Annotated in this window: 16 protein-coding genes; 8 read left to right on the top strand and 8 right to left on the bottom strand. The window is 54.1% G+C overall.

Annotated features, from left to right (window positions below; all coding sequences use genetic code 11):
- Positions 1 to 70: 70 nt before the first annotated feature.
- The 3 genes from FF011L_RS22765 (at position 71) to FF011L_RS22755 (ending at position 4,286) form a co-directional block, all read left to right on the top strand.
- Positions 71 to 1,513 (top strand): DUF1254 domain-containing protein, encoded by a 1,443-nt coding sequence (locus FF011L_RS22765; protein WP_145354260.1) that lies wholly within the window; start codon positions 71 to 73, stop codon positions 1,511 to 1,513.
- A gap of 97 nt (positions 1,514 to 1,610) precedes the next feature.
- Positions 1,611 to 2,654: a DUF1214 domain-containing protein gene (locus FF011L_RS22760; protein ID WP_145354259.1), complete on the top strand. Its 1,044-nt coding sequence runs from the start codon at positions 1,611 to 1,613 to the stop codon at positions 2,652 to 2,654.
- Between the two features lie 72 nt (positions 2,655 to 2,726).
- Positions 2,727 to 4,286 carry a DUF1254 domain-containing protein gene (locus FF011L_RS22755; protein ID WP_218932819.1) on the top strand — a complete coding sequence of 520 codons (1,560 nt, stop codon included), beginning with the start codon at positions 2,727 to 2,729 and terminating at the stop codon, positions 4,284 to 4,286.
- Positions 4,287 to 4,943: 657 nt separating this feature from the next.
- Here FF011L_RS22755 and ppk2 read toward each other — a convergent pair.
- From ppk2 to FF011L_RS22740, 3 genes are all read right to left on the bottom strand, one after another.
- On the bottom strand, positions 4,944 to 6,113 hold the full coding sequence (gene ppk2, locus FF011L_RS22750) for a polyphosphate kinase 2 (RefSeq protein WP_145354258.1): 1,170 nt from the start codon (positions 6,111 to 6,113) through the stop codon (positions 4,944 to 4,946).
- Between the two features lie 588 nt (positions 6,114 to 6,701).
- Entirely contained in the window at positions 6,702 to 7,292 is a 591-nt protein-coding gene (locus FF011L_RS22745; protein WP_145354257.1) for a hypothetical protein, read from the bottom strand.
- A 96-nt stretch (positions 7,293 to 7,388) separates the two neighbouring features.
- The gene (locus FF011L_RS22740; RefSeq protein ID WP_145354256.1) at positions 7,389 to 8,435 is read right to left on the bottom strand and encodes a dihydroorotate dehydrogenase-like protein; all 1,047 of its coding nucleotides are present in this window, start codon (positions 8,433 to 8,435) and stop codon (positions 7,389 to 7,391) included.
- Between the two features lie 407 nt (positions 8,436 to 8,842).
- Here FF011L_RS22740 and FF011L_RS22735 point away from each other — a divergent pair, with 407 nt between their 5' ends.
- The 3 genes from FF011L_RS22735 to FF011L_RS22725 all read left to right on the top strand — a co-directional run bounded on the left by FF011L_RS22735 (position 8,843) and on the right by FF011L_RS22725 (position 13,820).
- Positions 8,843 to 9,847 carry an HlyD family secretion protein gene (locus FF011L_RS22735; RefSeq protein ID WP_218932818.1) on the top strand — a complete coding sequence of 335 codons (1,005 nt, stop codon included), beginning with the start codon at positions 8,843 to 8,845 and terminating at the stop codon, positions 9,845 to 9,847.
- A 73-nt stretch (positions 9,848 to 9,920) separates the two neighbouring features.
- On the top strand, positions 9,921 to 12,698 hold the full coding sequence (gene rbbA / locus FF011L_RS22730) for a ribosome-associated ATPase/putative transporter RbbA (protein WP_145354254.1): 2,778 nt from the start codon (positions 9,921 to 9,923) through the stop codon (positions 12,696 to 12,698).
- Positions 12,699 to 13,820, top strand: coding sequence for an ABC transporter permease (locus FF011L_RS22725; protein WP_145354253.1), 1,122 nt, complete (start codon positions 12,699 to 12,701; stop codon positions 13,818 to 13,820). It begins immediately after the preceding gene.
- 102 nt (positions 13,821 to 13,922) lie between these two features.
- Here the strand turns inward: FF011L_RS22725 and FF011L_RS22720 are convergent, their stop codons facing one another.
- Positions 13,923 to 14,786, bottom strand: a complete 864-nt coding sequence (locus FF011L_RS22720; protein ID WP_145354252.1) for a polysaccharide lyase — start codon at positions 14,784 to 14,786, stop codon at positions 13,923 to 13,925.
- A gap of 345 nt (positions 14,787 to 15,131) precedes the next feature.
- Complete coding sequence (locus FF011L_RS22715) at positions 15,132 to 15,722, bottom strand: histidine phosphatase family protein (RefSeq protein ID WP_145354251.1); 591 nt, start codon at positions 15,720 to 15,722, stop codon at positions 15,132 to 15,134.
- Positions 15,723 to 16,386: 664 nt separating this feature from the next.
- On the opposite strand from FF011L_RS22715, the gene FF011L_RS22710 reads away from it, so the two are divergent.
- Together FF011L_RS22710 and FF011L_RS22705 are read left to right on the top strand one after the other, a co-directional pair.
- Positions 16,387 to 17,859 (top strand): sulfatase family protein, encoded by a 1,473-nt coding sequence (locus FF011L_RS22710; RefSeq protein WP_145354250.1) that lies wholly within the window; start codon positions 16,387 to 16,389, stop codon positions 17,857 to 17,859.
- A 79-nt stretch (positions 17,860 to 17,938) separates the two neighbouring features.
- Positions 17,939 to 19,327 (top strand): sulfatase family protein, encoded by a 1,389-nt coding sequence (locus FF011L_RS22705; RefSeq protein WP_145354249.1) that lies wholly within the window; start codon positions 17,939 to 17,941, stop codon positions 19,325 to 19,327.
- Here the strand turns inward: FF011L_RS22705 and FF011L_RS22700 are convergent.
- Genes FF011L_RS22700 through FF011L_RS22690 form a run of 3 tightly spaced genes read right to left on the bottom strand, consistent with a single transcriptional unit; the run spans position 19,322 to position 23,810 of the window.
- Positions 19,322 to 20,554: a hypothetical protein gene (locus tag FF011L_RS22700; protein WP_145354248.1), complete on the bottom strand. Its 1,233-nt coding sequence runs from the start codon at positions 20,552 to 20,554 to the stop codon at positions 19,322 to 19,324. The two genes, FF011L_RS22705 and FF011L_RS22700, sit on opposite strands and share 6 nt — an antisense overlap.
- Complete coding sequence (locus FF011L_RS22695) at positions 20,551 to 23,157, bottom strand: protein kinase domain-containing protein (RefSeq protein WP_145354247.1); 2,607 nt, start codon at positions 23,155 to 23,157, stop codon at positions 20,551 to 20,553. The genes FF011L_RS22700 and FF011L_RS22695 overlap by 4 nt, the downstream gene beginning before the upstream one ends.
- Positions 23,157 to 23,810, bottom strand: coding sequence for a sigma-70 family RNA polymerase sigma factor (locus tag FF011L_RS22690; protein WP_145354246.1), 654 nt, complete (start codon positions 23,808 to 23,810; stop codon positions 23,157 to 23,159). The genes FF011L_RS22695 and FF011L_RS22690 overlap by 1 nt, the downstream gene beginning before the upstream one ends.
- Positions 23,811 to 23,859 lie beyond the last annotated feature (49 nt).

The following is a 23,859-nucleotide window of genomic DNA, read 5'->3' as shown; positions in this document are numbered from 1 at the left end:
GTGCAACCGATCTGGCCCGCGTTTCAATATGCAAATGCCGAATGGAATTCCCTCAAAAACCCTAGTGACCATGAAACCAAACCTTATCGCCTGCGCTGCGCTCGCAGTCGTCACACTGACCTTTACAGCGTGTGACCAAACGAAGACTAAGACCGCCGATTCATCGACGCATCCCTCCCCCGAGGAAACGAAAGATCTCGCCGAAGAAGGTTTTATCTATGGTCTGCCGATCGTGATGAACTATGCCGTGATGTATGAATATGCTGTCGACAAGGGGGGAAGCCAGTTCAAGGCCCCGTTCAATCAGCTCAAGAACGAGCCTCGCGTTTACACCTATAAGGATACTGCGGTCATCACACCGAACAGTGATACGCCGTACTCCTTCGCTTGGTTGGACCTGCGTGCCGAGCCGATCGTCTTGACCGTTCCTGCGGTCGAAAAGGAACGTTATTACGCCGTCATGATGTGCGATGGCAATACATATAACTACGGCTACATCGGCAGTCGCGCCACTGGCAACGATCCCGGCAGCTATATGGTCGTCGGGCCCGACTGGAAAGGCGAAAAGCCCGCGGGCATTAAGAAGGTCTTCACTTCGACCACTCCCTTTTCCCTTGTTGCTTACCGCACGCAGCTTTTTGACCCGAAAGACATGCCTAACGTGATCAAGGTTCAGGACGGTTACCAAGTGGAGCCGCTTTCCGCCTTCCTTAAACAACCCGCACCGGACGCCGCCCCGGCAATTGACTTCAGTCCGGCGACCACGGCCGGCATTAAGGAGAACTTTTGGAGCTACCTTGACGCGGCGCTTCAGTACGTGCCCGAAACGGACATGGACAAGGACATCCGCGCCAAGCTTGCGACCATCGGTATCGGCCCGAACAAGACTTTCGATATGAAGGATCTTTCGCCCGAGCACCAGACAGCCATCGTCGAAGGAATGAAGTCTGGCGACGAAAAAATTAGCACTTACTTGGCTTCCGGTATGACCAACGTCAATGGCTGGCAGATTGGATCTCTTCCTGGCGACGAAGCTCACTACAACGGTGACTGGTTGATGCGTTCGGGTACCGCCAAAGCGGGCCTTTACGGAAACAGTGCCGCCGAGGCCGTTTACCCGCTGACTCGCGTGGATGGCAATGGTGAAACACTCGACTGCAGTAAAAATAACTACACCATCACTTTCCCTGCGGGCCAGTACCCGCCGGTGAACGCCTTCTGGTCGGTCACGATGTACGATGGCAAGTCCCAGTATCTGATCGAAAATCCGATCAATCGCTACCTCATCAATTCACCGATGATTCCCAATATGAAGAAGGGAGAGGACGGGTCTCTCACCCTTTACATTCAGAAAGAGAATCCTGGCGGCGACTTGGAAGCCAACTGGCTCCCCGCTCCAAACGATACTGTCTATCTGGTGATGCGGCTCTACTGGCCGACGACCGAAGACCCGTCCGTCCTCCCGCCGGGCAAAGGTAGTTGGCAGCCACCGGGGATCGTGAAATCCAAATAATCGCCTTTCGATTCGAAACCACGCGGCTCGGATCACTTGGTCCGAGCCGCCTATTCAGCAATTGATGTCAAACAGAAACCTATTCAAATCAATGACCATGAAAACAAAATTTAACGCTCTAACACTGGCATTCTTGGGTGCACTCATTACGACGAGTGCTTGCGCACAATCAGGTCCAGCCGGCGAATCGGCGGCACCCATTGTTGTCAACGTCGACAACTTTAATAAAGCTCAGACCGATTTCGAATTTGCCGGAATCATTAAACTTTCAGCCATCAACCAGGTCCACAGCAATCGGACGCCGACGCCGATCGATAAGCAAAATGTCATCCGGATGAACCGGGACACGCTTTACAGCATCGGCGTTATTAATATTTCAAAAGGTGCGACGGTCACGATGCCCGATAGCGGCAAACGCTATATGTCGTTGATGGTGATCAACAATGACGGGTATGTGAATGAAGTCTATTACGGTGCGGGGGCGCATGAGTTAACGATCGAGAAATTCGAAACCCCTTATGTAGGCGTGGTCATTCGCACGCTTGCGAATCCGGAAGATACCGCAGATCTGGCGATCGCCCACAAACTGCAGGACCAGATTCAGATTAGCGCGGGATCCGACGAACCATTCGTTTTGCCGAACTACGACAAAGCCAGCTACAAGGCGACGCTTGATGCGATTCTTGAATTGGCCAAGGGACTGAAACGCTATACGGAGACCTTCGGTTCCAAAGCCGAAGTGAACCCGGTTCACTTCATGATTGGCACCGCATCTGCCTGGGGCGGACTGCCGGACAAGGACGCTCAGTATATCAATGTGCAACCGAACCTACCGGTCGGCAAATATGAAATCACGGTCAAAGATGTTCCGGTCAAGGGCTTTTGGTCGATCAGTCTCTACAACGAAAAGGGATACTTCCAGAAAAACAAGTACAACGCCTACAGTCTTAATAGCCTGACCGCCAAGCCAAACCGCGACGGTTCCTACACCATCCGCTTCGGTGGTGACCCGACGACCACAGAGAACTGTCTGCCGATCATGGAAGGTTGGAACTACGCCGTACGCATGTATGAACCGAGTCAGGCGATCATCGATGGCAGCTGGACGTTCCCGGGCCCGCCAAAGAAAAGAAGCGAGTGATTTTTGTCTTAGTCACGAAGTCGACTTCATCTTCACAAAGTACTCCCCGCGAACCATAACTTGATCAGACCAATGAAAACAAAAATCATTACCCTCGCACTCACCGGCGCGCTGACCATGGCGACCGCCTACGGGCAGGACGACCCTGACCGGGAAGCTGCAAAAACGAAAGCGGCATCGATCCCGGACAAAGTCCAGACGGTTGCTGGCGAACTGGAATTCTTCGATGGTGTGCCGATCGGCGATACCAACGATCGTGTCTATGACTATTTGACCCGTTCGCGCGCCCTTGGGGTTTACCTTGACAACGTCGGCGCGGTGTCCATCTACAGTGTCCTTGCTGGGATGGCCGAGCAAGGGGCCGATGCGCCGAATAAGATCGCCATCTGGGAACAGTTGATGGATTCCCGGACGCCGGTCATCACCTCCAATACATCCACAATGTATGCCTACGCGCCCACCGATCTGGCAAAGGATGGTCCGACGGTGATCGAAATCCCGCCGGGCATGTTGGGCTTTCTTGATGATGCCTGGCAGCGATTCGTCGGCAACATGGGGGTCACCGGTCCGGATAAGGGCAAGGGTGGCAAATACCTGGTCCTTCCTCCTGGCTACACCGGCGAAATCCCCGAGGGATATTACATCCTGAAGCCACCCACGAATCGGAACTTCCTTTTCTTGCGCGGCTCGATCAAGGATGGGCTTGAGGCGGCCGTTGAGAACTTCAAAGCCGGACTGAAAGTTTATCCGTTAAAGGATGCCGCGAATCCAGCACCGACAGAACTGGTCAATATGTCCGGCCGATCGTTTAGTACGATTTTCCCGAGCACTTTGGAATACTACGAGATTTTGAACAACATCGTTCAGGCCGAGCCGATCGATGCGGTTGGTCCAGAGGTGCGTGGATACATGGCCAGCATCGGCATCGTCAAGGGACAGCCCTTCAATCCTGACGCGCGAATGAAGAAGCTGTTAACCGAGGCGGCATTGCTAGGAAATGCCGCTGGGCGTTCGATTACTTACGATACGCGTATCTCCGGAGTGAAGATCTATCCTGGTACGAACAGTAATTGGGTGACCGCCTATGCAAATAAGAACACCTCCTTTCAAGCGGATGGTGCGATGAACCTCGATGCGAGAGTGCTCTTTTACTACAACGCTGGCGGGGTGACTCCTGCGATGGCGACACCTCATGTGGGAGAAGGTTCCGATTACGCTTTGGGAGTATTGGATAGTAAAGACCAACCCTTCGACGGTTCGAAGACCTACAAGCTGCATCTGCCACCGAACGTGCCGGTGAACAATTTCTGGGCCGTTACGATTTATGACACTCAGACCCGTTGCCAGTTGCAGACCAGCCAGCTTTTCCCCACTGTCGGCAGCTTGACCAAAGGCATGAAGAAGAATGCGGACGGTTCCTACGACGTCTACTTTGGGCCGAAAGCCCCCGAGGGCAAAGAAGGCAACTGGCTTGCCACCAACCCGGATAAAAGCTGGTTCTGCATCCTAAGGATGTACGGTCCGCTCGAGCCATGGTTCAAAAAGACGTGGCGGCCCGGCGAAATTGAATCGGTGAACCAGCCGATTGGAGAAGGCGGCATCATCGAGGAACTGGAAGAGGCCATTAAATAGCCCATTCCGAGATTAGTGCTTGCTGGGGTCTCCGCCTCGGAGAGGCGGAGCTACGAGGGTGAGGCGGAGTGAAATGGCTGCGCTGGCACGTAGTAGAGTCTCTCCGAGACTCGTGCTTGTTGGGGTCTTCGCCTCGGAGAGGCGTAGCTACGAGGTGGAGGCGGAGTGAAATGGCTGCGCTGGCACGTAGTAGAGTCTCTCCGAGACTCGTGCTTGCTGGGGTCTTCGCCTCGGAGAGGCGTAGCTACGAGGGTGAGGCGTAGCGAAATGGCTGCGCTGGCACGTAGTAGAGTCTCTCCGAGACTCGTGCTTGTTGGGGTCTCCGCCTCGGAGAGGCGTAGCTACGAGGTGGAGGCGGAGTGAAATGGCTGCGCTGGCACGTAGTAGAGTCTCTCCGAGACTCGTGCTTGCTGGGGTCTCCGCCTCGGAGAGGCGGAGCTACGAGGGTTAGGCGGAGTGAAATGGCTGCGCTGGCACGTAGTAGAGTCTCTCCGAGACTCGTGCTTGCTGGGTCTCCGCCTCGGAGAGGCGTAGCTACGGCTAGGCGGAGCTGCGAGTTAGGCGGAGCTGCGGAACCTTTTGCCGGTCGCGTCCTGATTGACTGGCTACACCCACTTTGCCACACGCTGGTGGTGCAAAAAGAAACCCGGCCTTTGGTTAGCGAGACGATTCAATCGTTGGCCGTTCACCTTGTTCGTAAACGATGTTTGCTCGACCGACTAACAGAGGATCGACAGGACCGATCTGGTCCAGGTCCTTGTTCTCGTATGGAATGGTGTGCAAGACGTATCGCATGGCGTTCAGTCGTGCACGTTTTTTGCAGTCCGATTTCACGACCGTCCACGGCGCGTCATGCGTGTCCGAATAGAAGAACATCGCTTCTTTGGCTCGCGTGTAATCGTCCCACTTGTCCAGCGACGCAAGGTCAACCGGTGACAACTTCCATTGCTTTAGCGGGTGAGCTTTTCGTTCCTTGAATCGCCGCCGTTGTTCCTCGCTGCTGACCGAGAACCAAAACTTGACTAAGTGAACGCCGCTACGAACTAGGTTGCGTTCGAACTCAGGCACCTGTCGCATGAATTCCGCGTATTCATCCTGCTCGCAAAATCCCATCACTCTTTCAACGCCCGCACGGTTGTACCACGACCTGTCGAACATCGTAATTTCACCTGCGGTCGGTAGGTGCTGGACATAGCGTTGGAAGTACCACTGTCCGCTCTCAACCTCCGTCGGCTTTTCCAGTGCGACGACTCGCGCGCCACGGGGGTTAAGGTGTTCCATGAACCGTTTGATCGTCCCCCCTTTTCCGGCCGCATCACGGCCCTCAAATAGCACGACCAATTTCTGTTTTGAACTTCTCACCCACGCTTGCAGTTTTAACAATTCAACTTGTAGGTGGTACTTCTGTTTCTCGTAGGATTTTCGCGACATCAAGTTGCGATAGGGATATCCGCCGTCTCGCCAATTATCGGATAGCAATTCGTCCGCCCCACTATGTCGACGATTTCCCATCGACGGTGACTGCTTTAGCAGCGCATTGCGAAGAACGGTTGCATCCTCCGCCGAAGCTCCGCCAATGATCACTTCCAGCGTTTTTGCCAAAGTGCTTATGTCATGCGGAGGAGTCTTGGCAATGATGTCTTGGACAGCGGTAATCTTGGATTGTTGAGCCGCATCGATCGATTCATCGACCACAAACTTTTCGATACCTTCGGATGCTAGGTCGGGAGGCGTGTCGCCGCCGGCGGTCGTTCGTGTACCCTTGGACTTCTTTTTTCGTTTCGTCGGTTCGCCATTGGACGATGGCTTAGCTGGCGATGATGGCATTTGCAATTGCTTTGGGTGACGGTGCGACGAGAAGGCAAACTTGAATCAAGAGATCTATTCGAGACGACGGCATGTGCTCATCTGCACGAACCGTGCTTTTATGCGCGCCGCTTCCGCTCGATGTCAAGACATTGGTCAAGTATACCCTTTGGAGCTGCGGTTCAAAACTTTTTGATATCAACGCAAATGCCGTTCCGGAGGGACCGTTCAACGCTCCCCTTTCGTGTGCCCTAAATGGTTGCGACTAAATCGTTGAACACTCGTTGGCTTGGTGCTTATGGAATCCTCGTCTCGGAGAGACAAGGCTACGCGGATTCGTGAGGCAGTCCGGGTGGGCCAGGTGTTCGTTGTCGCATCGATAATTGATTGCAAAAATTTTGCAGTCTTCACGCTGGGGACATCATTTGCCACTAATAAACTTCACATCCCGCTAGGGTGCGGGTGGGCATTGAGTTAGCTGCCAGTTGTTGCACTGACCGGGATGAGCCCGGCGGAAGCAAACAGGGACCTGCCAGCGCCAAAGCCCCTAATCAGCTGCGAAACCGGCAGCCCGGGTAGCCGCGGGGTTTGTGGCGAGCGCGAAGGTGGTTACGAGTGGGTCTGCTCTTCCATTGTGGATACTAAATGGTCAATCAAGATGCGTTCTTTTTTTGACACTTTGCCTAACCCTAAAATGCCGCCGGATGCTTTGGCTACGGCGACCATCTGTTTCTCGGTCATGCGGATCAGTTTCTGCTGTGCAAGTGGCGACATCCTCGCGAAGTCCAGTCGCAGCGACCGTTTCCATGCGTCGACGGTGATGCCCGGCGGTTGGCGAGTCATCCACTGATCAAGCAACACAAATGGCACTGAGTCGTCTCGGATGCCGATGCGGCGGGCTTCTTCCATCACCGTCTTTCGCTCGGGGCCATCTGCGCGGTCTTCTGCCCAGGCAACCAAAACCAATGGGAATAAGCGGAGCGAGATCAAACCTTCTGCGGTGATGCTTAGATCGATAAGTTCTTCGATCAATTGCGGGTCGCCTGCGCCGGTGCTGCGAATCAGTTGCTCGCGTCCCTCGGTTGTTTCAGCATCCTGTCGCAATCGTTTCACGATCCGGTGTTCGATATCGTTCAGGCAATTTGCAAACTGGATAACGTCGGGATTGGATGCTTTGGAGTCGGGTTCGGGTTTTGACATTGATTTTGATTTCACGGTTTGGTGTCACGAGTTGTTGTTAAATCGTCTACCGCTTTCCTGGGGGCACGATCGATGCGGTAAGCGGTCATGACGAATCTAGCTTGCTTCATGTCCAAACGAATCGCCCGTCGACGTTGAGACCGCAGGCGTCGGATCGAAATAGTTTGTTGATCGGGTCAGCGGATCGACATATTGCAGTCGCATCAAACGCTCCGGGCCTAGTTCAATTTCAGGGCGAGCGGCTTGGAAGGCTCGCAACGAATCGAAATGACTATTGTCCACAAACCGTTCGATGCCATGGATGATTTTATCGATTGCAGCGGGCCCTTCGCGGTAAATTTCAGACGTCACCATCACGACATCCGCTCCTGCGATCATCGCCTTGATCGCATCTTCGCTCGTTCGCACGCCGCCGCTGGCTGCGATCGACATGCCGTCAGCCCCTAAGCGAGCACGAACGATGCCCTCTAAGATCGTTCCCAGCGAATCAACCGGCGAAAGTTCCCAGCGGATCGTCCAGTGCATCCGATCAATGCTGACATCCCATTGTGGCTGATGCGTAAATAGAATCATCCCTTTCGCCCCTGCGGTTTTGATCTGCTGAGCGATGGAGGCGAGGTTGGCGTAACGCTGGGTTAACTTGATTGCGAGCGGAATGGTCACGCGTTCGGCGACGCTGTGCACCATTTCGCACAGTTTTTCCTCGATTTGCTGTGAAGTTTCGCTCGGAGCCGCGATCATCGGCTGCACATTCATTTCCAGCGCTGCCGCACCGCAGGATTCAATTTCCTTGGCGTAGTCCATCCATGAGCCCGTGGACGAACCGTTGATGCTGGCGACGATTGGAACTTTGGTTGTCGAAGTCAGCATTCGGATCGTTTCCAGGTACGCCTCCGCTCCGCCGTTGTATTGATCCTGCTGAGGCTGGTAACCACTTTGTGAAATCGCCTTCAGCGGATCCGAACGCTTCATGTCGCGATGAATGATCTGTTCCTGCAGCATCGAAGGGAGGACGACCGCTCCTGCGCCGGCGTCGACCAATTGCCGTACCGTTTCAGGCTGCATCGTCAGTGGGCAAGCACCCACCACCACCGGGCTGCGAAGTTCAAGTCCCAAATAATTTGTCGCTAATCGATCACTCATCGTCATCCGTCTTTGGAATGGGGAAAGCGTCCCGTATCAAGGGATCTCCGATAGGAAGAGAAAGATAAGCAAAGCTTGTTCCAATGGCTGCTGAGAACTGAATGTAGCCTTTCGCTCGGGACGTGAAATCTATTTGTGCCGTATTGTGGGGCTGTCCATGCTCTGGCCGGCGTAGCAGCGGCACTCACGTCGTTGCCGTCGCCAGACGGTGGTTCCTGCTGCATTCTCGTCCCGGCGGCACGTCCCTCACTGGACAGGTCTATGGGATTGGGGATGCTGTATTTCTGAAAAATATTTCGGTTCCAAGAACGTCCACTCAAATTCTTATTGGTTCTTCCAGAGGATATCGGATCAAAGGTCCAGTAGTTGCTCTCTGCTGTTTGGACTCCAACGACAAAACAATGAAAATGCTAAAAACAATACGCTGGATCGCTTTCCTCGCCGCTTTAAGCGTCACTGGCTACTTTGGCTGGCAGTTTTATTTGTCGCAGCAGCCCGAACCGCTGCCGGAGGGCATTGTTTCGGGCAACGGACGCATCGAAGCGGTGCAGGTGGACATTTCGACGAAGTTTGCTGGGCGAATCGAGGAGGTGAGTGTCCGCGAAGGGGATTTAGTGCAGCCAGGCCAAGTGATTGCAAGGATGGACACGTCGGAACTGGACGCGTCGCTCGCACAGTCGCAGGCTCGGTTGGCTGAGGTTGAGCAGTCCGTTGACCAGGCGTTGGCCAATATTGCCAAAAGTGAAAGTGACGTTGATTTGGCGAAGAAGCAAGTCAGCCGAGCCGAAAAACTGATAAGCAATAACGCGATGTCCGAGGCGGAGTACGACACCACTGTCAACACGCTGGCGGTCGCTCAAGCAAATTTGGGAGCAACAAAGGCGGCCTTGCGAACGCAGCAGTTTGCCGTCAAGGCGGCGGAGGCTCAAGTCAAACAGATCGAAACGCAGTTAGATGATGCCGTGCTGTATTCACCGGTGCAAGGACGCGTGTTGTATCGCTTGGCGGAAACTGGCGAAGTGCTTTCCGCTGGTGGCAAGGTGCTGACGATATTGGATCTAACCGATATTTATATGGAAATCTATTTGCCCGCCGATGCGGCCGTGCGAACCCCGATCGGTGCGGAGGCTCGTGTCGTGTTTGATGTCGCTCCTGAATATGCGGCCAGAGCCAAGGTGACGTTTGTTTCTCCGGAGGCTCAATTCACTCCGAAGCAAGTCGAAACGTTGGACGAACGGGATAAGTTGATGTTTCGCGTCAAAGTGCAATTGCCGCCTGAACGGGTCAAACCCTACTTGGAGCGAATTAAAACAGGCATTCGTGGTGTGGCGTATGTGAAAGTGAATAGCGAAGCCGAATGGCCGGACTTCCTCGGTCGGCCGTTCCCCGAAGTGCCGCCGGAGACGCCTTAACGAAATGAGTCGACACGTTTTTGCAACCGTTCCTCCGCGACACTGATTCTATTCGACGATTCACAAGCATGTTATGAACCACGTTATCCGAATCGAATCGCTGAGTCACCGCTACGGGAGGAAAATCGCGCTCGACGATATCCATCTGGAACTGCCGGCGGGCGAGATGATCGGTTTGATTGGTCCTGATGGAGTGGGCAAGTCGACGTTGATGGGATTGGTCGCCGGTGCGAAAAAAATTCAAACGGGTCACGTCGAAACGCTCGGTCAGGATATGCGGCTGGGCAAGAATCGTGATGCCGTCTGCCCGCGAATCGCGTACATGCCTCAGGGGCTTGGTAAGAACCTGTATGCCGAACTAACGGTCATGCAAAACCTTGATTTCTTTGGACGTCTATTCGCGTTGCCCGCGCGCCAACGACGGGCCCGAATCGATCGTTTGCTGGAGGCAACGGGGCTGGATCCGTTTCCCAATCGCCAAGCCGGGCAGCTATCCGGTGGCATGAAGCAGAAGCTTGGTTTGTGCTGTGCGCTGCTGCATGAGCCCGATTTGTTAATCTTGGATGAACCGACCACCGGCGTGGACCCGCTGTCACGGCAGCAGTTCTGGAAATTGATCGACGATCTTCGCGGCGAATCCGATTCGATGAGTGTGCTGGTTTCGACTGCGTACATGGAAGAGGCCGATCAGTATGATTCGTTGGTGGCAATGCACGGCGGCAAGGTGTTGGCGTTCGGGACACCGCTGGAGCTCCGCCAGCAGACGCATACCGATTCACTCGAAGCAGCGTTTGTGCAGTTGTTGCCTGAGGACGTTCGCGGCGACGCCCAGCCGCTGGTGATCCCGGAACGGCCGTCCGGCGGAACCGAGGTCGCGATCGAGGCAGAAGGTCTGACTCGGCGATTCGGTGATTTCGTGGCCGTGAGCGACGTCAGCTTTCGAATCGAGAAAGGGGAGATTTTTGGGTTTCTCGGTTCCAACGGCTGTGGCAAGACAACGACCATGAAAATGCTGACCGGCCTGCTACCCGCCAGCGAGGGAACGGCAAAGCTGTTTGGCGAGTCGGTCGAGGCTGGCAGTATGGAAATTCGCAGACGGGTAGGGTACATGTCGCAGTCGTTTTCGCTTTATGGCGAGCTGACCGTCGATCAAAATTTGTGGCTGCACGCGCGTTTGTTTGATGTGCCGGTCCGGGAACGAACGTCCCGGATCGCAGAGCTTGTCGAAGAGTTCGGTTTGGAGGGCCGCAATAAAGACTTAGCGGCAAGTCTGCCGCTGGGCGTTCGTCAGCGTCTGTCGTTGGCCGTCGCTGTGTTGCATCGACCCGAAATGTTGATCTTGGATGAACCGACTTCGGGCGTTGATCCGATCGCCCGAGATAACTTTTGGCGATTGTTGGTGCGGCTGTCACGCGAATCGGGGGTGACGATCTTTGTTTCCACCCATTTCATGAACGAAGCGATGCGGTGCGATCGCATTTCGTTGATGAATGCAGGGAAGGTGTTGGCATCGGGGGCTCCGAAATCGTTGGTCGAATCCAAAGGTGCTGCGACGCTGGAGGAAGCGTTTATTGATTACATGCAGGCGGCCGAACAGGATGACAATCGCGGGGAGGAAACGGAGCGGATCGACAGTAAGAACGAAGGTCAAGTCCACCCTGCCGCCCCTGGCGAAAAACTGGCTGGCCTGCCTTTGGCATCAGGGGCCACGAAAGCGGATCGCCAGTTCTTTCGGGTCCGGCGGATGCTTGCCTATAGCTATCGCGAGACACTTGAAATCCTTCGTGATCCGGTTCGGCTGGCGTTCGCGTTTGGCGGTTCGGTGTTGTTGATGTTCGTGTTTGGGTTTGGCATTACGAGCGATGTGAATCGGGTTGAATTTGCGGTGCTGGATCAAGATCGGTCGCCCGAAAGCCTTGATTACGCAAGTGCTTTGATCGGTTCCAGCTATTTCGATCAGCAGGCTGAAATCCTCGACCTTGACGACATGCAGCGAAAGCTTGAGAACAACGAGATCACCGTAGCGATCGAAATTCCGCCTCAGTTTGGTCGTGAACTAAAACGTGGTTCGATGCCGCAAGTGTCCGCTTGGATCGACGGTGCCAATCCGTCCCGAGCTTCAACGATCGAAGGATACATGCAGGGCGTTCACGCGGGGGTACTGCAGGATTTGGCAATCGAAAACGGGAATGCCTCGTCCGTTCCTGCCGTGTCGATTGAGCAACGGTTTCGCTACAACCCAACCTTCGAGAGCATCAACGCGATGGTTCCTAGCGTGCCCGCGATTCTGTTGGTGTTGATTCCGGCGATCCTGATGGCTGCCAGTGTCGTGAAGGAAAAGGAGCTCGGATCGATCACCAACTTTTACGTCACGCCGACGTCGCGATTGGAATTTCTGCTCGGCAAGCAATTGCCTTACATCGCGATCGGCATGACAAACTTTGTCTTGCTGACGTTACTGGCGATCTTCCTGTTCAACGTGCCGCTTAAAGGAAGTGGGCTGATGTTGGCGTTCTGTGCGCTGGCATACGTGACGGCGACGACGGGAATTGGATTGTTGGTATCTTCGTTCACACGCAGCCAGGTCGCGGCCGTGTTTGTAACGACCGTTGTAACCATCCTACCGTCGATCAGTCTGTCGGGATTGATGCAGCCGGTTTCCACGCTGGAAGGGGGGGCTCGTTGGATGGGGACGTTTTGGCCCACCACCTACTACATGCACGCCAGCGTCGGGGCATTTACGAAGGGGCTGACAGCAAGCCAGTTGATGCCGGATTTCCTGTCGCTGTTGGCATTCATTCCCGTGTTGACGGTATTGACTGCGATGGCGCTGAAGAAGCAGGAAACGTAGATGAATCGTCTTGTCAAAATCTTCTGGCTGGGAACCAAAGAGCTTCGTTCACTTCAGCGTGACAAAGTCCTGTTGGTGTTTTTGGTCTATTCGTTCACTGTGGCTTTGTACGTTCAATCCAAGGCGGGATCTGCGGACGTCCATAACGCATCGATCGGGATCGTCGACGAAGATCGGTCGGCGCTGTCGGCGAGAATCGTGAACGCGTTCTTGGCTCCGCAGTTTCAAACGCCCGAGACGATCGATGCTAGTGAAGTGGACGACGGGATGGACGCCAGTCGGTTCATGTTTGTGCTGGACATCCCGCCAAATTTTGAACGCTACGTCGTGCAAGGACGTCCGACGGAGGTGCAGTTGAATATCGACGCGACGGCGGTCGCCCAAGCCGGGATCGGTGCCAGCTATATTCAGTCGATTCTCAGTGATGAAATTAGCCGGTTCCAAAGCCGAACCGACGCCGACTTCCCCACGACCATCCGATTGGTCACACGACGCGCGTTCAATCCGAACGGTAACCCCGTTTGGTTTGGCAGCCTGATGGGCCTGATCAATCAGATTTCAATGTTGACGATCATTCTGACCGGTGCAGCGTTGATCCGCGAACGGGAACATGGCACGATCGAACACTTACTGGTGATGCCCCTGACCTCACTTGATATCGCTTTGGCGAAGGTCTGGGCCAACAGTTTGTTGATCCTGATTGCGGTAGTCGTCGCGATCTTAGTCGTGATTCGGCAACTGTTGGAGGTTCCGATCGCGGGTTCGATTTCGCTATTCCTGGCCGCGACGGTCACCTATTTGTTTTTCGCGACCGCCTTGGGGATCTTTTTAGGAACGATTTCGCGAACCATGGCCCAGTTCGCAATGTTGGTAATCCTGACGATTGTCGTTTTGCAGATGCTTTCCGGCGGCATGACCCCCGTGGAAAGCCAGCCAGAATGGTTGCAAGCGATCACCTTCTTCCTTCCTTCACGGCACTTTGTTAGCGTCGCTCAGGCGGTTGTCTATCGCGGTGCCGGATTCGATTTAGTTTGGACGTCGTTCCTGACGGTTGCCGTGATCGCGTTGGCGTTCTTTTTATCTTCGCTGGCGTTGTTCCGTCGGTCGATGGCGACCCGATGATCGAACACACCCACAGGATCGCAATCAAGTGCCAGAGATCTGAAGGGGGATTCTGGTTGGCGGGTGCGAGGAATGCGAAAATCGATGTCGCATTGCAGCCGTCTATGGAAGATCGCTGAACTTCGTCGTTGAAACAGAAATGTCATCCAGTGTTAGATAGCTGGTCTGCTGAGCGGCAAAACTGGAATCCCCACCACCGTGGAATGGGGCGATAAACATTAGTTCTGTTTTTCCTCGCCCCTCGGTTCCAAATCGCAAATTGTTTCGGTCGACCACCAGCCGTTGTGGGCCGCCATCCTTGCTAGCCCATACCTGCAGGATTCCGTTTTTATCACTGCCTGTATTGACTTTGATGTGTTGCGTGAGCGTGTAGTCGATGCCGGTTTCAAATTTGAAACCCAGATTCAGGACATCGCCATATTTTCCGCGTTGATCCATGTGGTAGAGATACATTGCCGCTTCGTGGTTGCGATCCCAAATGAATCGTGACGTATAACCCTGACCTTCTCCTGGCACGTTTCCACCACTCCAGCCAGCATTGCTTCCCACACCCACGATCTTGCCGGTTTTGACAAACGAGAAACCAGGTTCGAATCGGATGGTCACGCGCTGGTAGATTTCGTCGTGCGTCCCGAGCGAAACGGCAGCGTTGCCGCCCGTTTCGCGATGCCCAAATTTTCCTTTCGGAAAGGTCATCCTGAGTTTTTTGTTGCCATCATCGTCGATGATTTCCGATCGGTCATGGAGATTCGCCCAGCGTACTTTTCCCCAGTCGCGGTCGGATTTGAAATCGTTATCTGTGTAGTCTCCGACCGTTTCGTTGGAGAAGTCATTTTTGAAAATGATGGTTCCACTAGCATCCGCTGAATCGACGCCTGACGTACGATCGTTGACGGCCGGTTTGGGGCGATTCGTCTGTGGTTCATCCGCACGTGTCACGCCGATTGACCAGGCCGAAGTGGTCATAATAAGTAGGCGAAGGATGACGGTTCTGGTTTCACGCAGCATGATTGGGTACCGAGCGGGAATTGCTTTCTTCGATGAAGTACACGTTGAGATATCTTATCCTAGGCCGTTGGGCTTGGGATGATAGGTTGAAAGAGGAGAATCGTGGGTGGAGCAGAACCGTGCAGGACGCCACTGGTCTTTAGTACGTGTTGGATCGATCGTTTTATGGTCGATTTGAATGTCCAAGCCGTTGCTAAAACGATTGATCGCTGTCGCAGAAATCGCCACTATTTGGGAGGCTGGACAGCGTTGTTTTTGGGAATATGCAGCCTTGCGACTTTGGTAGCGTTTTAGATTGGACCGTTATTCTCCGTACGACCCATGGTTGTTCCAGCTCTCGATCGCGGGGGCGGCAACGTTTTCGTGTTGGTAACACAGCACACTTAGCGATGCGGTGTTCAGGATAAAGTGTTGGCCGGCTTGAACGGGCAAGCCGATCCAGCGGACACCCAGCACGCGGCCGAAATGGCTGTGTGAAAATAACGCCACATTGCCATCAAGCGTGACAAGTCGCTTGATCAGCCGATCGGCTCGTGCGGAGATGTCTGCGGGGGATTCGCCATGGGGACAACCGTCGCGAAATAGATTCCAGTCGGGGCGTTTCTTGAAGATGTCGGTGTGCGTTTGACCTTCGTAGTCGCCGTTGTTCCATTCGATCAGATCTGGTTCTGTTTCGGCTCGCGCCCCGCAGTCGGCTAGATCACAAGTTTGGCGAGCACGTTGCAGTGGACTGACCAAGACATGGTCAAACGTGGTGGAGGCAAGACGTTTGCCGAGTTGGCGTGCCTCGCGTTCACCATTTTCCGTCAACGGAATATCGACCCGTCCGGTGTGTTTGCCAGAAACCGACCACTCGGTTTCCCCGTGTCGCATTATAAAAATTTTCAGTGCCATCGTTGACTCCTGCTGTTGTCGGGGCAAGCGACGAAGAGCGTTTCGTCGATTGGGATTCCGAAAATGTCACGCGACTTTCGGATTTCATAAGCGTTGTCGACGCGTTTCTTGATTCTTAAGCAACATCTAAAGCAACTCAGGTAAAGCAACTCAGGTGCCAAAGTGCAAATGGCAAGGTATGGGCCGTTGTTGTGGTCGGAACGAACGATTCGTTGCCGACCTTTTTCGGGAAGGCTTCGATTGTGTTGAGTATGGTCTTCAGCCGCACACCACTTGCCCGCATATGCGCGGTGGGGGATGCCGTCGCTCGAAACGCGAAATCTATAAGTGACGGTTTCCGAGAGGGACCCACCGACTGGCGACGGCAGCTACGCTCGTCAGAGCGTGGACAGACCGGCAATGCGTCACTAGTAAATTTCGCGTCCTTCGCGGCTTCCGTATTGCCTAGGGAATAATTGATTCGTTGTTGAAATTGTTGAACGTCTTTGCCGCACGTTGAAATAGCCTTTGTTGGCACGCTTATCGGGAAGAGCCGAGTTAAATTGTATTTTTTGCTGGAATTCGGGTAGCATGCAGTCCTTGCGAACCTGTTCTCGCGTCTGTATTCGCTCTGCTTTTACCGTTTGACCGATTCAGCGGAACCCTCGACACCAATAAGTTTTTTATGATGCACTATGCCAAAATTCTTCTGTTGGTAGTCGCCATCGGCTCTCTTGCAGAGAGATCGGTTCGATCTGTCGCAGCTGCTGACCGGCCGAATATTATTTTCCTTTTTGCGGATGATCAATCGACTTATTCGGTTGGATGTTATGGCAACAAGGATGCGATCACGCCGAACATGGATAAGATTGCTCGCGATGGGATGGTCTTCGACAAGCATTACAACACCACGGCGATTTGCATGGCTAGTCGGGGAAATGTCTTTACGGGGATGTATGAGTACAAGACGGGGTGTAACTTCACGCACGGCGATATGCACGCCGATGTTTGGGAGAAAACGTATCCCGTATTACTGCGTGAAGCGGGGTATCTGTCTGGATTTGCAGGTAAGTTCGGTATCGTGGTCAAAGGGAAGGGGATATGCGAATCTGATTTTGATTTTTGGGGCGGCGGACCAGGCCAGACGCATTACGCAACCGCCAAAAATAAATCGATGCAGAAGTATGCCGCGGAGTATCCGCATTCGTCGTTATCCTACGGGGCTTTCGGGCAGGAGGTTATTCGTAAATCGGTCAAGCAGAACAAACCCTTTTGCTTGTCGATAAGTTTCAAGGCTCCGCACAAACCGGCGACCCCCGATCCGCGGTTTGATGCTGTCTACGCCGGTAAGAAGTTCACAAAGCCTGCCAATTTCGGCCGAGAATATGCAACGCATTTGTCTCCGCAAAGCAAAGAGGGCCGGCAGTATCCTCGGTTCACCGAATGGAATTACGACTCCGACTACGACGGCGAGATGGCAAAGTACCATCAACAGGTTTATGGCATCGATGTGGCCGTCGGGATGATCCGCGATGAATTGACAAAGCAGGGGATTGCTGACAACACCGTGGTGATCTACAGCAGCGACAATGGGTATATCTGTGGCTCGCATGGTTACGGTTCTAAAGTCCTACCGATGGAGGAATCGTCCCGTGTTCCTTTGATGATTTACGATCCTCGTAGCCCGAATTGTGGAAAACAGATTCGGTGTGATCGACTGACTGGCAATATCGATTTTGCTCCGACCATCTTGGAATTGGCCGGCTTGCCTATTCCAGCCAATATGGACGGGGAAAGTTTGCTGGGGTTGCTGTCGAATCCAGAGCAGGGAGGGCATGATCAGTTGGCATTTATCAACGTCTTTCCTCCAGAGCCAACGACAAGCTTGAGCTGTCTGACGCAGCGTTATAAATACACTTACTGGTGGTACCGTGACGAACGGATGCAGCCAACCGAGGAGTTGTTTGATCTTCAAAAAGATCCGCTGGAACTAACCAATCTTGCCAGCGATCCGACCCGGTTGGCGCTTCTTGAGAAAATGCGAGAGCGATACGATCAAGAGCTCCGTAAGTGGGAAACGCACGCAGTCGATTACAATGACTACCAACGCTATGGCATGCTTTTCCAACGGAATCTTCCCCAGAAGACAAAGCCGTAAAGCGATGGAAGCCGGAGCGAAAGGCGACACTTTTGATTCCTCTTTTCTTCTTCCATGTTTTTGAAAATGAGTTCAGGCTATGAATCGATCAAAATGCTGGATGCTGACGCTATCGCTGGTATGGGGGGCACATTTGTGTTGCGGCATGGAGCACGCTAGTGCGGTCGACAGACCTAATATCATTTTTGTTTTTGCGGATGATTGGGGATACGGCGATCTAGGTATTCATGGCAGTTCGTTTTGTAAAACTCCACGGCTTGATCAGATGGCAGCCGAGGGGATCGATTTCCAGAACTTTACGGTCAATCATCCGGTCTGTTCACCCAGTCGTACCGCGGTGATGACAGGTCAATTTCCTGCTAGGCACTCCGTCCATCAGCACTTCTCAACCATGGCTCATCACCTGCGTGCCGGCATGCCTGATTGGCTGGATCCACAAGCTCCGATGTTGCCTCGCATGTTGAAGGAAGCAGGCTATGCAACGGCCCACTTCGGAAAATGGCATCTTTGTAATGACCAGATTCCCGATGGCCCGATGCCGCCCGAGTACGGGTACGACGAATTCGGAGCTTTTAATTTGCCCAGTCGAGCCGCGGAGCAAATGCCTACGGCCGAAACCTGTTCACGTGCGATTGACTTTGTTAAACGACACAAGGATCGTCCTTTTTTTGTCAACTTGTGGCTGCATGAAACGCATACCCCGCACTATCCACAAGCGAAATATTTGCAGCAATTTCAGCATCTTGATGAACAGCAGCAAGTGTATGCGGCCGTTGTTGCGGAAGCCGATGCTGGCGTGGGAAGCGTTTTAGACGCTCTGAAAGAAACTGGTATCGATGAAAAGACGTTGGTGATCTTTTCGTCCGACAATGGTCCGGAAAGAACGGGGAAAAAGAAAGAACAGGACGATGCTTCGACGGGACCGGGACTCGGTTCGTTCTATTCGGTTGGTGAAAAAGGGGAATTGAAAGGGCGGAAACGATCGCTCTACGCCGGGGGAGTTCGCGTTCCGTTTATCGCTCGCTGGCCCGGGGTGATTCCCGCCGGAGGCGTCGACCGCACCTCGGTTTTAACGGCAGTCGATTTACTGCCATCGCTGTTGGCGGTCGCCGGACAGCCGTTGCCAAGCGACTATCAGCAGGATGGTGAAAACATTGTGCCTGCATTGAAGGGCGAAGCGTTTCAACGCGAGCGTCCAATCTTCTGGGAATGGGCGCCGGCGCGTGCACATCCCGAAACGTGGCCTCATCAAGGCATGCGAGACGGCAAATGGAAGTTGTTAATCAACGAAAAATTGGGACGCGTGGAGCTTTACGATATCGAAAACGACTGGACCGAAACGACCAATGTCGCGGATGCCCATTCACAAGTCGTTCAACAGCTGACGCAGCAGATTCATGCTTGGAAAAAGACGCTGCCCACGGATCCGCCTGCAGCTGCCCTTTCCAAGTTGAGGAATGATTTATAGCGGCGGAGGGGTGTCCGTGGTCGATTCTGTTTTCCCGCTGGAACGTTTGCGTCTAGCAGCCAATGCGGCTCCGGCGACCAGTAAGGCAGCACCCGGATAGGCGATTGCCGACAGACGAAGAGAGCCGGGGGTGTTCAGTGGCGCCGAAAGAATCGGTTGTTGCTCCGCGGCGATCGCTGCGAGAATCGCACTCCGGACATCGTCGGGGATCTCTGAAGCATCCGGAGTAACGGCGATCAGGTCGACACTGCGGTGCAGCCCGACGGTTGCGTTTAGGACGACATCGACGATGGAATCGGAAAGATCCGTTGGTGTGCCCAACGCACCGTATCTTTCAACCTCCATCAGGCCGGTTGAGTTGTTGAACCAGGCCGCAATGACTGCGTCGTTGGCTGGAGGATTCTCCGTTTCCAGCGAGTCATCAAGTTTGCGAGTTACCTCTTGCAAGCGTTGAAGCGATTGTGGATCGACCCGCCACGGTTCACCTTCGTCCGATTCGGGGTTTAAGTGCAGTTCGCGGCGGAGCAGTGGTACCGATTCAATGATTCCGCCTGCGGAGGTGTCTAATTCCGATCGCTCGGTTGTCCTTGATTCAGATGGCACGACGGATAGGGCTTGCGGCAGTTCCTCTGTCACCGGGACGTTGGATGCAGGAGCGTTTGTATCTGCTGTGGTACCGGTCGCTTGGCCGGTCGCATCGACGATTTGATTTGAATCGTTGGCGGTTGATTCAGCTCCGCTTGTTTCCACCCCTGGCGCTATCGCGAGGGATGTGACTGGAGAGGACGTCTCCGTTGATGGAGTGCTCGGACCAAGAAAGGTTGTGTCACCACCCTGCGGCTGCTTGAAAGAGTCCGACTGCGTGGCGGAAGCATTCGAATCAGGGCTCACAACAGACGGGGTGATCGTTACCTGGATTGGAGTTTGGATTTGTTGCGGATTGTTCGTGTCGCTGCCGGACGCCGAAGAAAAGTGCGCAGGGCGTCCCTCGCTGTGAGAGCCATCCCGATTGGGTTGGAAGCCATGTTGCAGGTCGTTGTCTGGTCGCCCGTTTGAGGAATCGTTCGTTCCGCGCGCCTGGACATCCACGATCGCAGGTCGGTTTTGCGTGTTTGCGGGTTGCCTGCCGTGATGGTCCAAGGTCTGCTCAAATACCCCGGCCGCTAACATGCAGCGAGATTCAAGTTGTTCAAGCAGCAGCGCACGTGAAGATTGGATGTCATTCATGATGCCGCTCCTGAATGGGAGACCATTTGGTGATTCTCTTTGTGTTTGCGGAGGTACTGGCGATAGCGTTTGACCTGAGGTGCCAACTGGACGGCGAGCGTTTGGGCGGCGATCGCTTCATCGTAGGTTGCTGCGGCGGCGTCATGTTCCCCAAGTTGTTGTTGCATGAAGCCCAGGTTGTTTAGGACGCCGCCTAACATCGACTGCGTTTCGGCATCGGTTGCGAAGGATTTAGCAAGCGGACGGCCGTGAACTAGTGCCGCGTGAAAGGTTGTACTTGCTTGCCGCAAGTTCCCGGTTTTGGATTGGGCCAAGCCAAGGTGGTTTAGGCTGATGACCAGGTCGCGCCGATAGGTCGGTTGGTCGGGCCAGCGTGTCATTAATTGATTGCCGATTTCGACCGCTCGGGAAAGCGTTTCGATCGCTTCGGTAGGATGACCGGCGGACGACTGCGAAGCCCCAAGCGTGTTAAGGGTCACGATGACTTGCGTCGCAAGTTTGGCATTGCTTGGATCCGTTTTTAGAACGCCCGTTTGTTCTGCCAGTGCTTGACGCGCGTATTCCGTTGCACGCCCCGGCGAAATATTTGCCAGTAGGCCGCTCAGGTTCGCGTAGACTGCAGCAAGTTGTTGTTTGGCCGCGAGGTCTGTAGGCGATTCGCCGGTCGGTTGCAGCAGAGAGATCGCTTCCAGATAACGTTTTTCCGCTTCGTCGTTCGCTAACGAATCGGCAAGTAACAGCCCCAGATTATTCAATGTGGTAGCAAGTGCTAGACGCACCTGCCCAGTGGAGTCGGATTCCAATAATACTCGCTGTGTTTTGATGGCTCGCGCGAAGTACTTGGCAGCTTCCTCAAGGTTCCCTGTATCGTTGAGGGCCTGGGCAAGGTTGTTTTGACTGGTTGACCAAGCGAGTCGCCGTTTATTGTTGCTGCCGAATGAATTGGCATTTCCCGTAGAAGCGATCGCTGTGCTGCCAGATTCTATGCCCAGTTCAGCATACAAGGACTCGCTGCGGCGCAGTGCGTCAAGGGATTGATCGGTTGCATCTAGTTCGCTTTGCAACGCACCGATCTTCCCATACGTGATCGCAAGGTCTTCTTTTAATGCAGGGTCGTTGTCAGCACCCGCTGCAAAGGTTTTGTAGTAATTTAGTGTTTCTTTAAGAAGCGTTCGCCGAACAGGATCGGCGGAGGGAATGTCGGCCAGCAGTTCGGCCATCTGCGACCCCAGTCGATCGACGGCGCCGCGAGCCAGTTGTTCATTGCGAGTTGCACGGGCGGCGTTGTCATCGGAAACTTGTTTTTCCGCAGCGATCATTGCGGTACTTGCCGCAAAACCCACTAGGCTAAGCAGCCCCACCAAGATCGCGGACAAAACGCTTAAGCGATGTTTTGCGGAGAAGCGGCTTGCACGATCGACCAGCGTGGCCGGACGAGCGATCGTCGGTTCGCCTGCGAGCACGCGGGAAAGATCGTCCGCAAACGCGTCTGCCGTTTCGTAACGTTCATCGCGGCTTTTCGCAAGTGCTTTGGTAATCACCGTTTCTAGGTCTCGCGGTAGATCGCTGCGCAGTTGACGCACTGGAGTCACTTCCTGTTCAGCGATCATTTTCATGATCGCAGGCGCGTCTTCACCGTCGTGAGCGGTGCGCAGGGTTAACAATTCGTAAGCAGTGGCGGCAAGCGAATAGACATCGGCGCGTCCGTCGACCATTGCATGCTGTCCCCTCGCTTGCTCGGGGCTCATGTAACGCATGGTTCCGACAAGGTCGCCCGACTTTGTTAGTGCTAAATCGGTTTGGCATCGGGCCAACCCAAAATCGGTGATCCAAATTTTGCCTTGATTGTCCAGCATCAGGTTGGACGGTTTGACGTCCCGATGAATAACGCCGGTTTCATGGGCCGCATGCAACGCGCGCGCGACGTCGATGATCCAGCCGAGTGTGGTGCGCCAATCATCGTGTGGCGCACGGTCTGCTGACGATCCCGAATCCCGAGGGTATTGAACGGTTGCTGCATGTCGTTGGACCCACTCGTCCATCGATGTTCCATCGATCAGCTGCATCGCATAAAAATGCAATCCCCGTTCGGTGCCGACACTGTGAACCGGCACAATGTTCGGGTGATTTAGCAATCCGGCTGCATGTGCTTCGTTCTTGAAACGTGCGATCTGTTGGGAATCAAGCAGCGATGCGATCGGTAGCAGTTTGATCGCGACCCGGCGTGACAGCGATTCTTGGGTGGCTTCATAGACCACGCCCATCCCGCCACGACCAATTTCACTTAAAAGGGTGAAATCACCCAGCTTCATTTTTCCGGAGGTGATCTTGTCTAGTGTTTCGTGGGCGCTGGGATCATTGAAGCCAACGGCGACCCCGTACAACGCATCCAGTTTCTCCAAGTACGATTCAAAGACGCTGGCGATATCTGGATTTTTGCGAGCTAGTTCTTTCGGATCAAGCGGTTGTCCGCTTTCCAGGCTGACCAGATAATCGTCCAATTGTTGCGTCAGCCTGGCCTGTTGATCTTGGCTCAATCCGGCAATCAACGAGGGCTCGGCATCGATACTGGCATCTACGATCGAGGGATTCGTTACGACCATTAGTGAATGTCTCCGGTCGTCTTGAATGATTCCAACGCACGTAACCACAGCATTCGGACCGCACCGCTTCCTCGGTCCATCCGCTGGGCGATCTCTTCGAACGGCAGCCCTTGCAAAACCCGTAGCGTGATGACTTCACGGTAGGCGGGTTTCAGTTTGCTGAGTGCGTTGGCAAGTTCCACGCCGCGTTCACGTGTTCGCATCGGGGTGCTTGGCGACGGTCCATGTGCAGGCAGGATCGCGGCAAGGTTCACAGCCGATTCTTCCAGTCGGTTGCTTACGGCTTCCAAGGAGACTTCGCGGCGAATATCACGCTTTTGGACTTTTACATGTTTTTTGAAACTGCGATGGAGCGTGTGAATCAAAATGGTCCGCAGCCAGCACAATAGTTCGCCCTGGCTTTCGCCTCGAAAATCAGCGAAGTCTTGATGAGCCGCCAGCATCGCTTCTTGGACAATATCCGAAGGGTTCAGGCGACGACGCAAACGCCTATCCAACTGGGTGGTGGCTAGGATCGTTAGGTAATTCGCGTACCACTGCAGTAATTGACCAAGCGATTCACGATTGCCCGAGCGGGCGCTGGCGAGAAGCGCCGGGAAATCGGCGTCGGCATCGTTGGTATTGCTGGAATGAGATGAGTCGGTCGCGATCATGGCGATTTTCCTGCTGTGGGGCACTCGCTTATCGGGCTGTCGTTTTCAT

The sequence above is a fragment of the Roseimaritima multifibrata genome (assembly GCF_007741495.1).
In the GTDB taxonomy this organism is placed as follows: domain Bacteria; phylum Planctomycetota; class Planctomycetia; order Pirellulales; family Pirellulaceae; genus Roseimaritima; species Roseimaritima multifibrata.
Note: the sequence above shows the minus strand (reverse complement) of the source record. Positions and strands in the feature narration are given on the sequence as shown.

Coding starts and splice junctions, on each gene's coding strand:
- FF011L_RS22765 (WP_145354260.1), top strand. CDS start 71: ATGAAACCAAACCTTATCGCCTGCGCTGCGCTCGCAGTCGTCACACTG.
- FF011L_RS22760 (WP_145354259.1), top strand. CDS start 1,611: ATGAAAACAAAATTTAACGCTCTAACACTGGCATTCTTGGGTGCACTC.
- FF011L_RS22755 (WP_218932819.1), top strand. CDS start 2,727: ATGAAAACAAAAATCATTACCCTCGCACTCACCGGCGCGCTGACCATG.
- ppk2 (WP_145354258.1), bottom strand. CDS start 6,113: ATGCCATCATCGCCAGCTAAGCCATCGTCCAATGGCGAACCGACGAAA.
- FF011L_RS22745 (WP_145354257.1), bottom strand. CDS start 7,292: ATGTCAAAACCCGAACCCGACTCCAAAGCATCCAATCCCGACGTTATC.
- FF011L_RS22740 (WP_145354256.1), bottom strand. CDS start 8,435: ATGAGTGATCGATTAGCGACAAATTATTTGGGACTTGAACTTCGCAGC.
- FF011L_RS22735 (WP_218932818.1), top strand. CDS start 8,843: ATGCTAAAAACAATACGCTGGATCGCTTTCCTCGCCGCTTTAAGCGTC.
- rbbA (WP_145354254.1), top strand. CDS start 9,921: ATGAACCACGTTATCCGAATCGAATCGCTGAGTCACCGCTACGGGAGG.
- FF011L_RS22725 (WP_145354253.1), top strand. CDS start 12,699: ATGAATCGTCTTGTCAAAATCTTCTGGCTGGGAACCAAAGAGCTTCGT.
- FF011L_RS22720 (WP_145354252.1), bottom strand. CDS start 14,786: ATGACCACTTCGGCCTGGTCAATCGGCGTGACACGTGCGGATGAACCA.
- FF011L_RS22715 (WP_145354251.1), bottom strand. CDS start 15,722: ATGGCACTGAAAATTTTTATAATGCGACACGGGGAAACCGAGTGGTCG.
- FF011L_RS22710 (WP_145354250.1), top strand. CDS start 16,387: ATGATGCACTATGCCAAAATTCTTCTGTTGGTAGTCGCCATCGGCTCT.
- FF011L_RS22705 (WP_145354249.1), top strand. CDS start 17,939: ATGAATCGATCAAAATGCTGGATGCTGACGCTATCGCTGGTATGGGGG.
- FF011L_RS22700 (WP_145354248.1), bottom strand. CDS start 20,554: ATGAATGACATCCAATCTTCACGTGCGCTGCTGCTTGAACAACTTGAA.
- FF011L_RS22695 (WP_145354247.1), bottom strand. CDS start 23,157: ATGGTCGTAACGAATCCCTCGATCGTAGATGCCAGTATCGATGCCGAG.
- FF011L_RS22690 (WP_145354246.1), bottom strand. CDS start 23,810: ATGATCGCGACCGACTCATCTCATTCCAGCAATACCAACGATGCCGAC.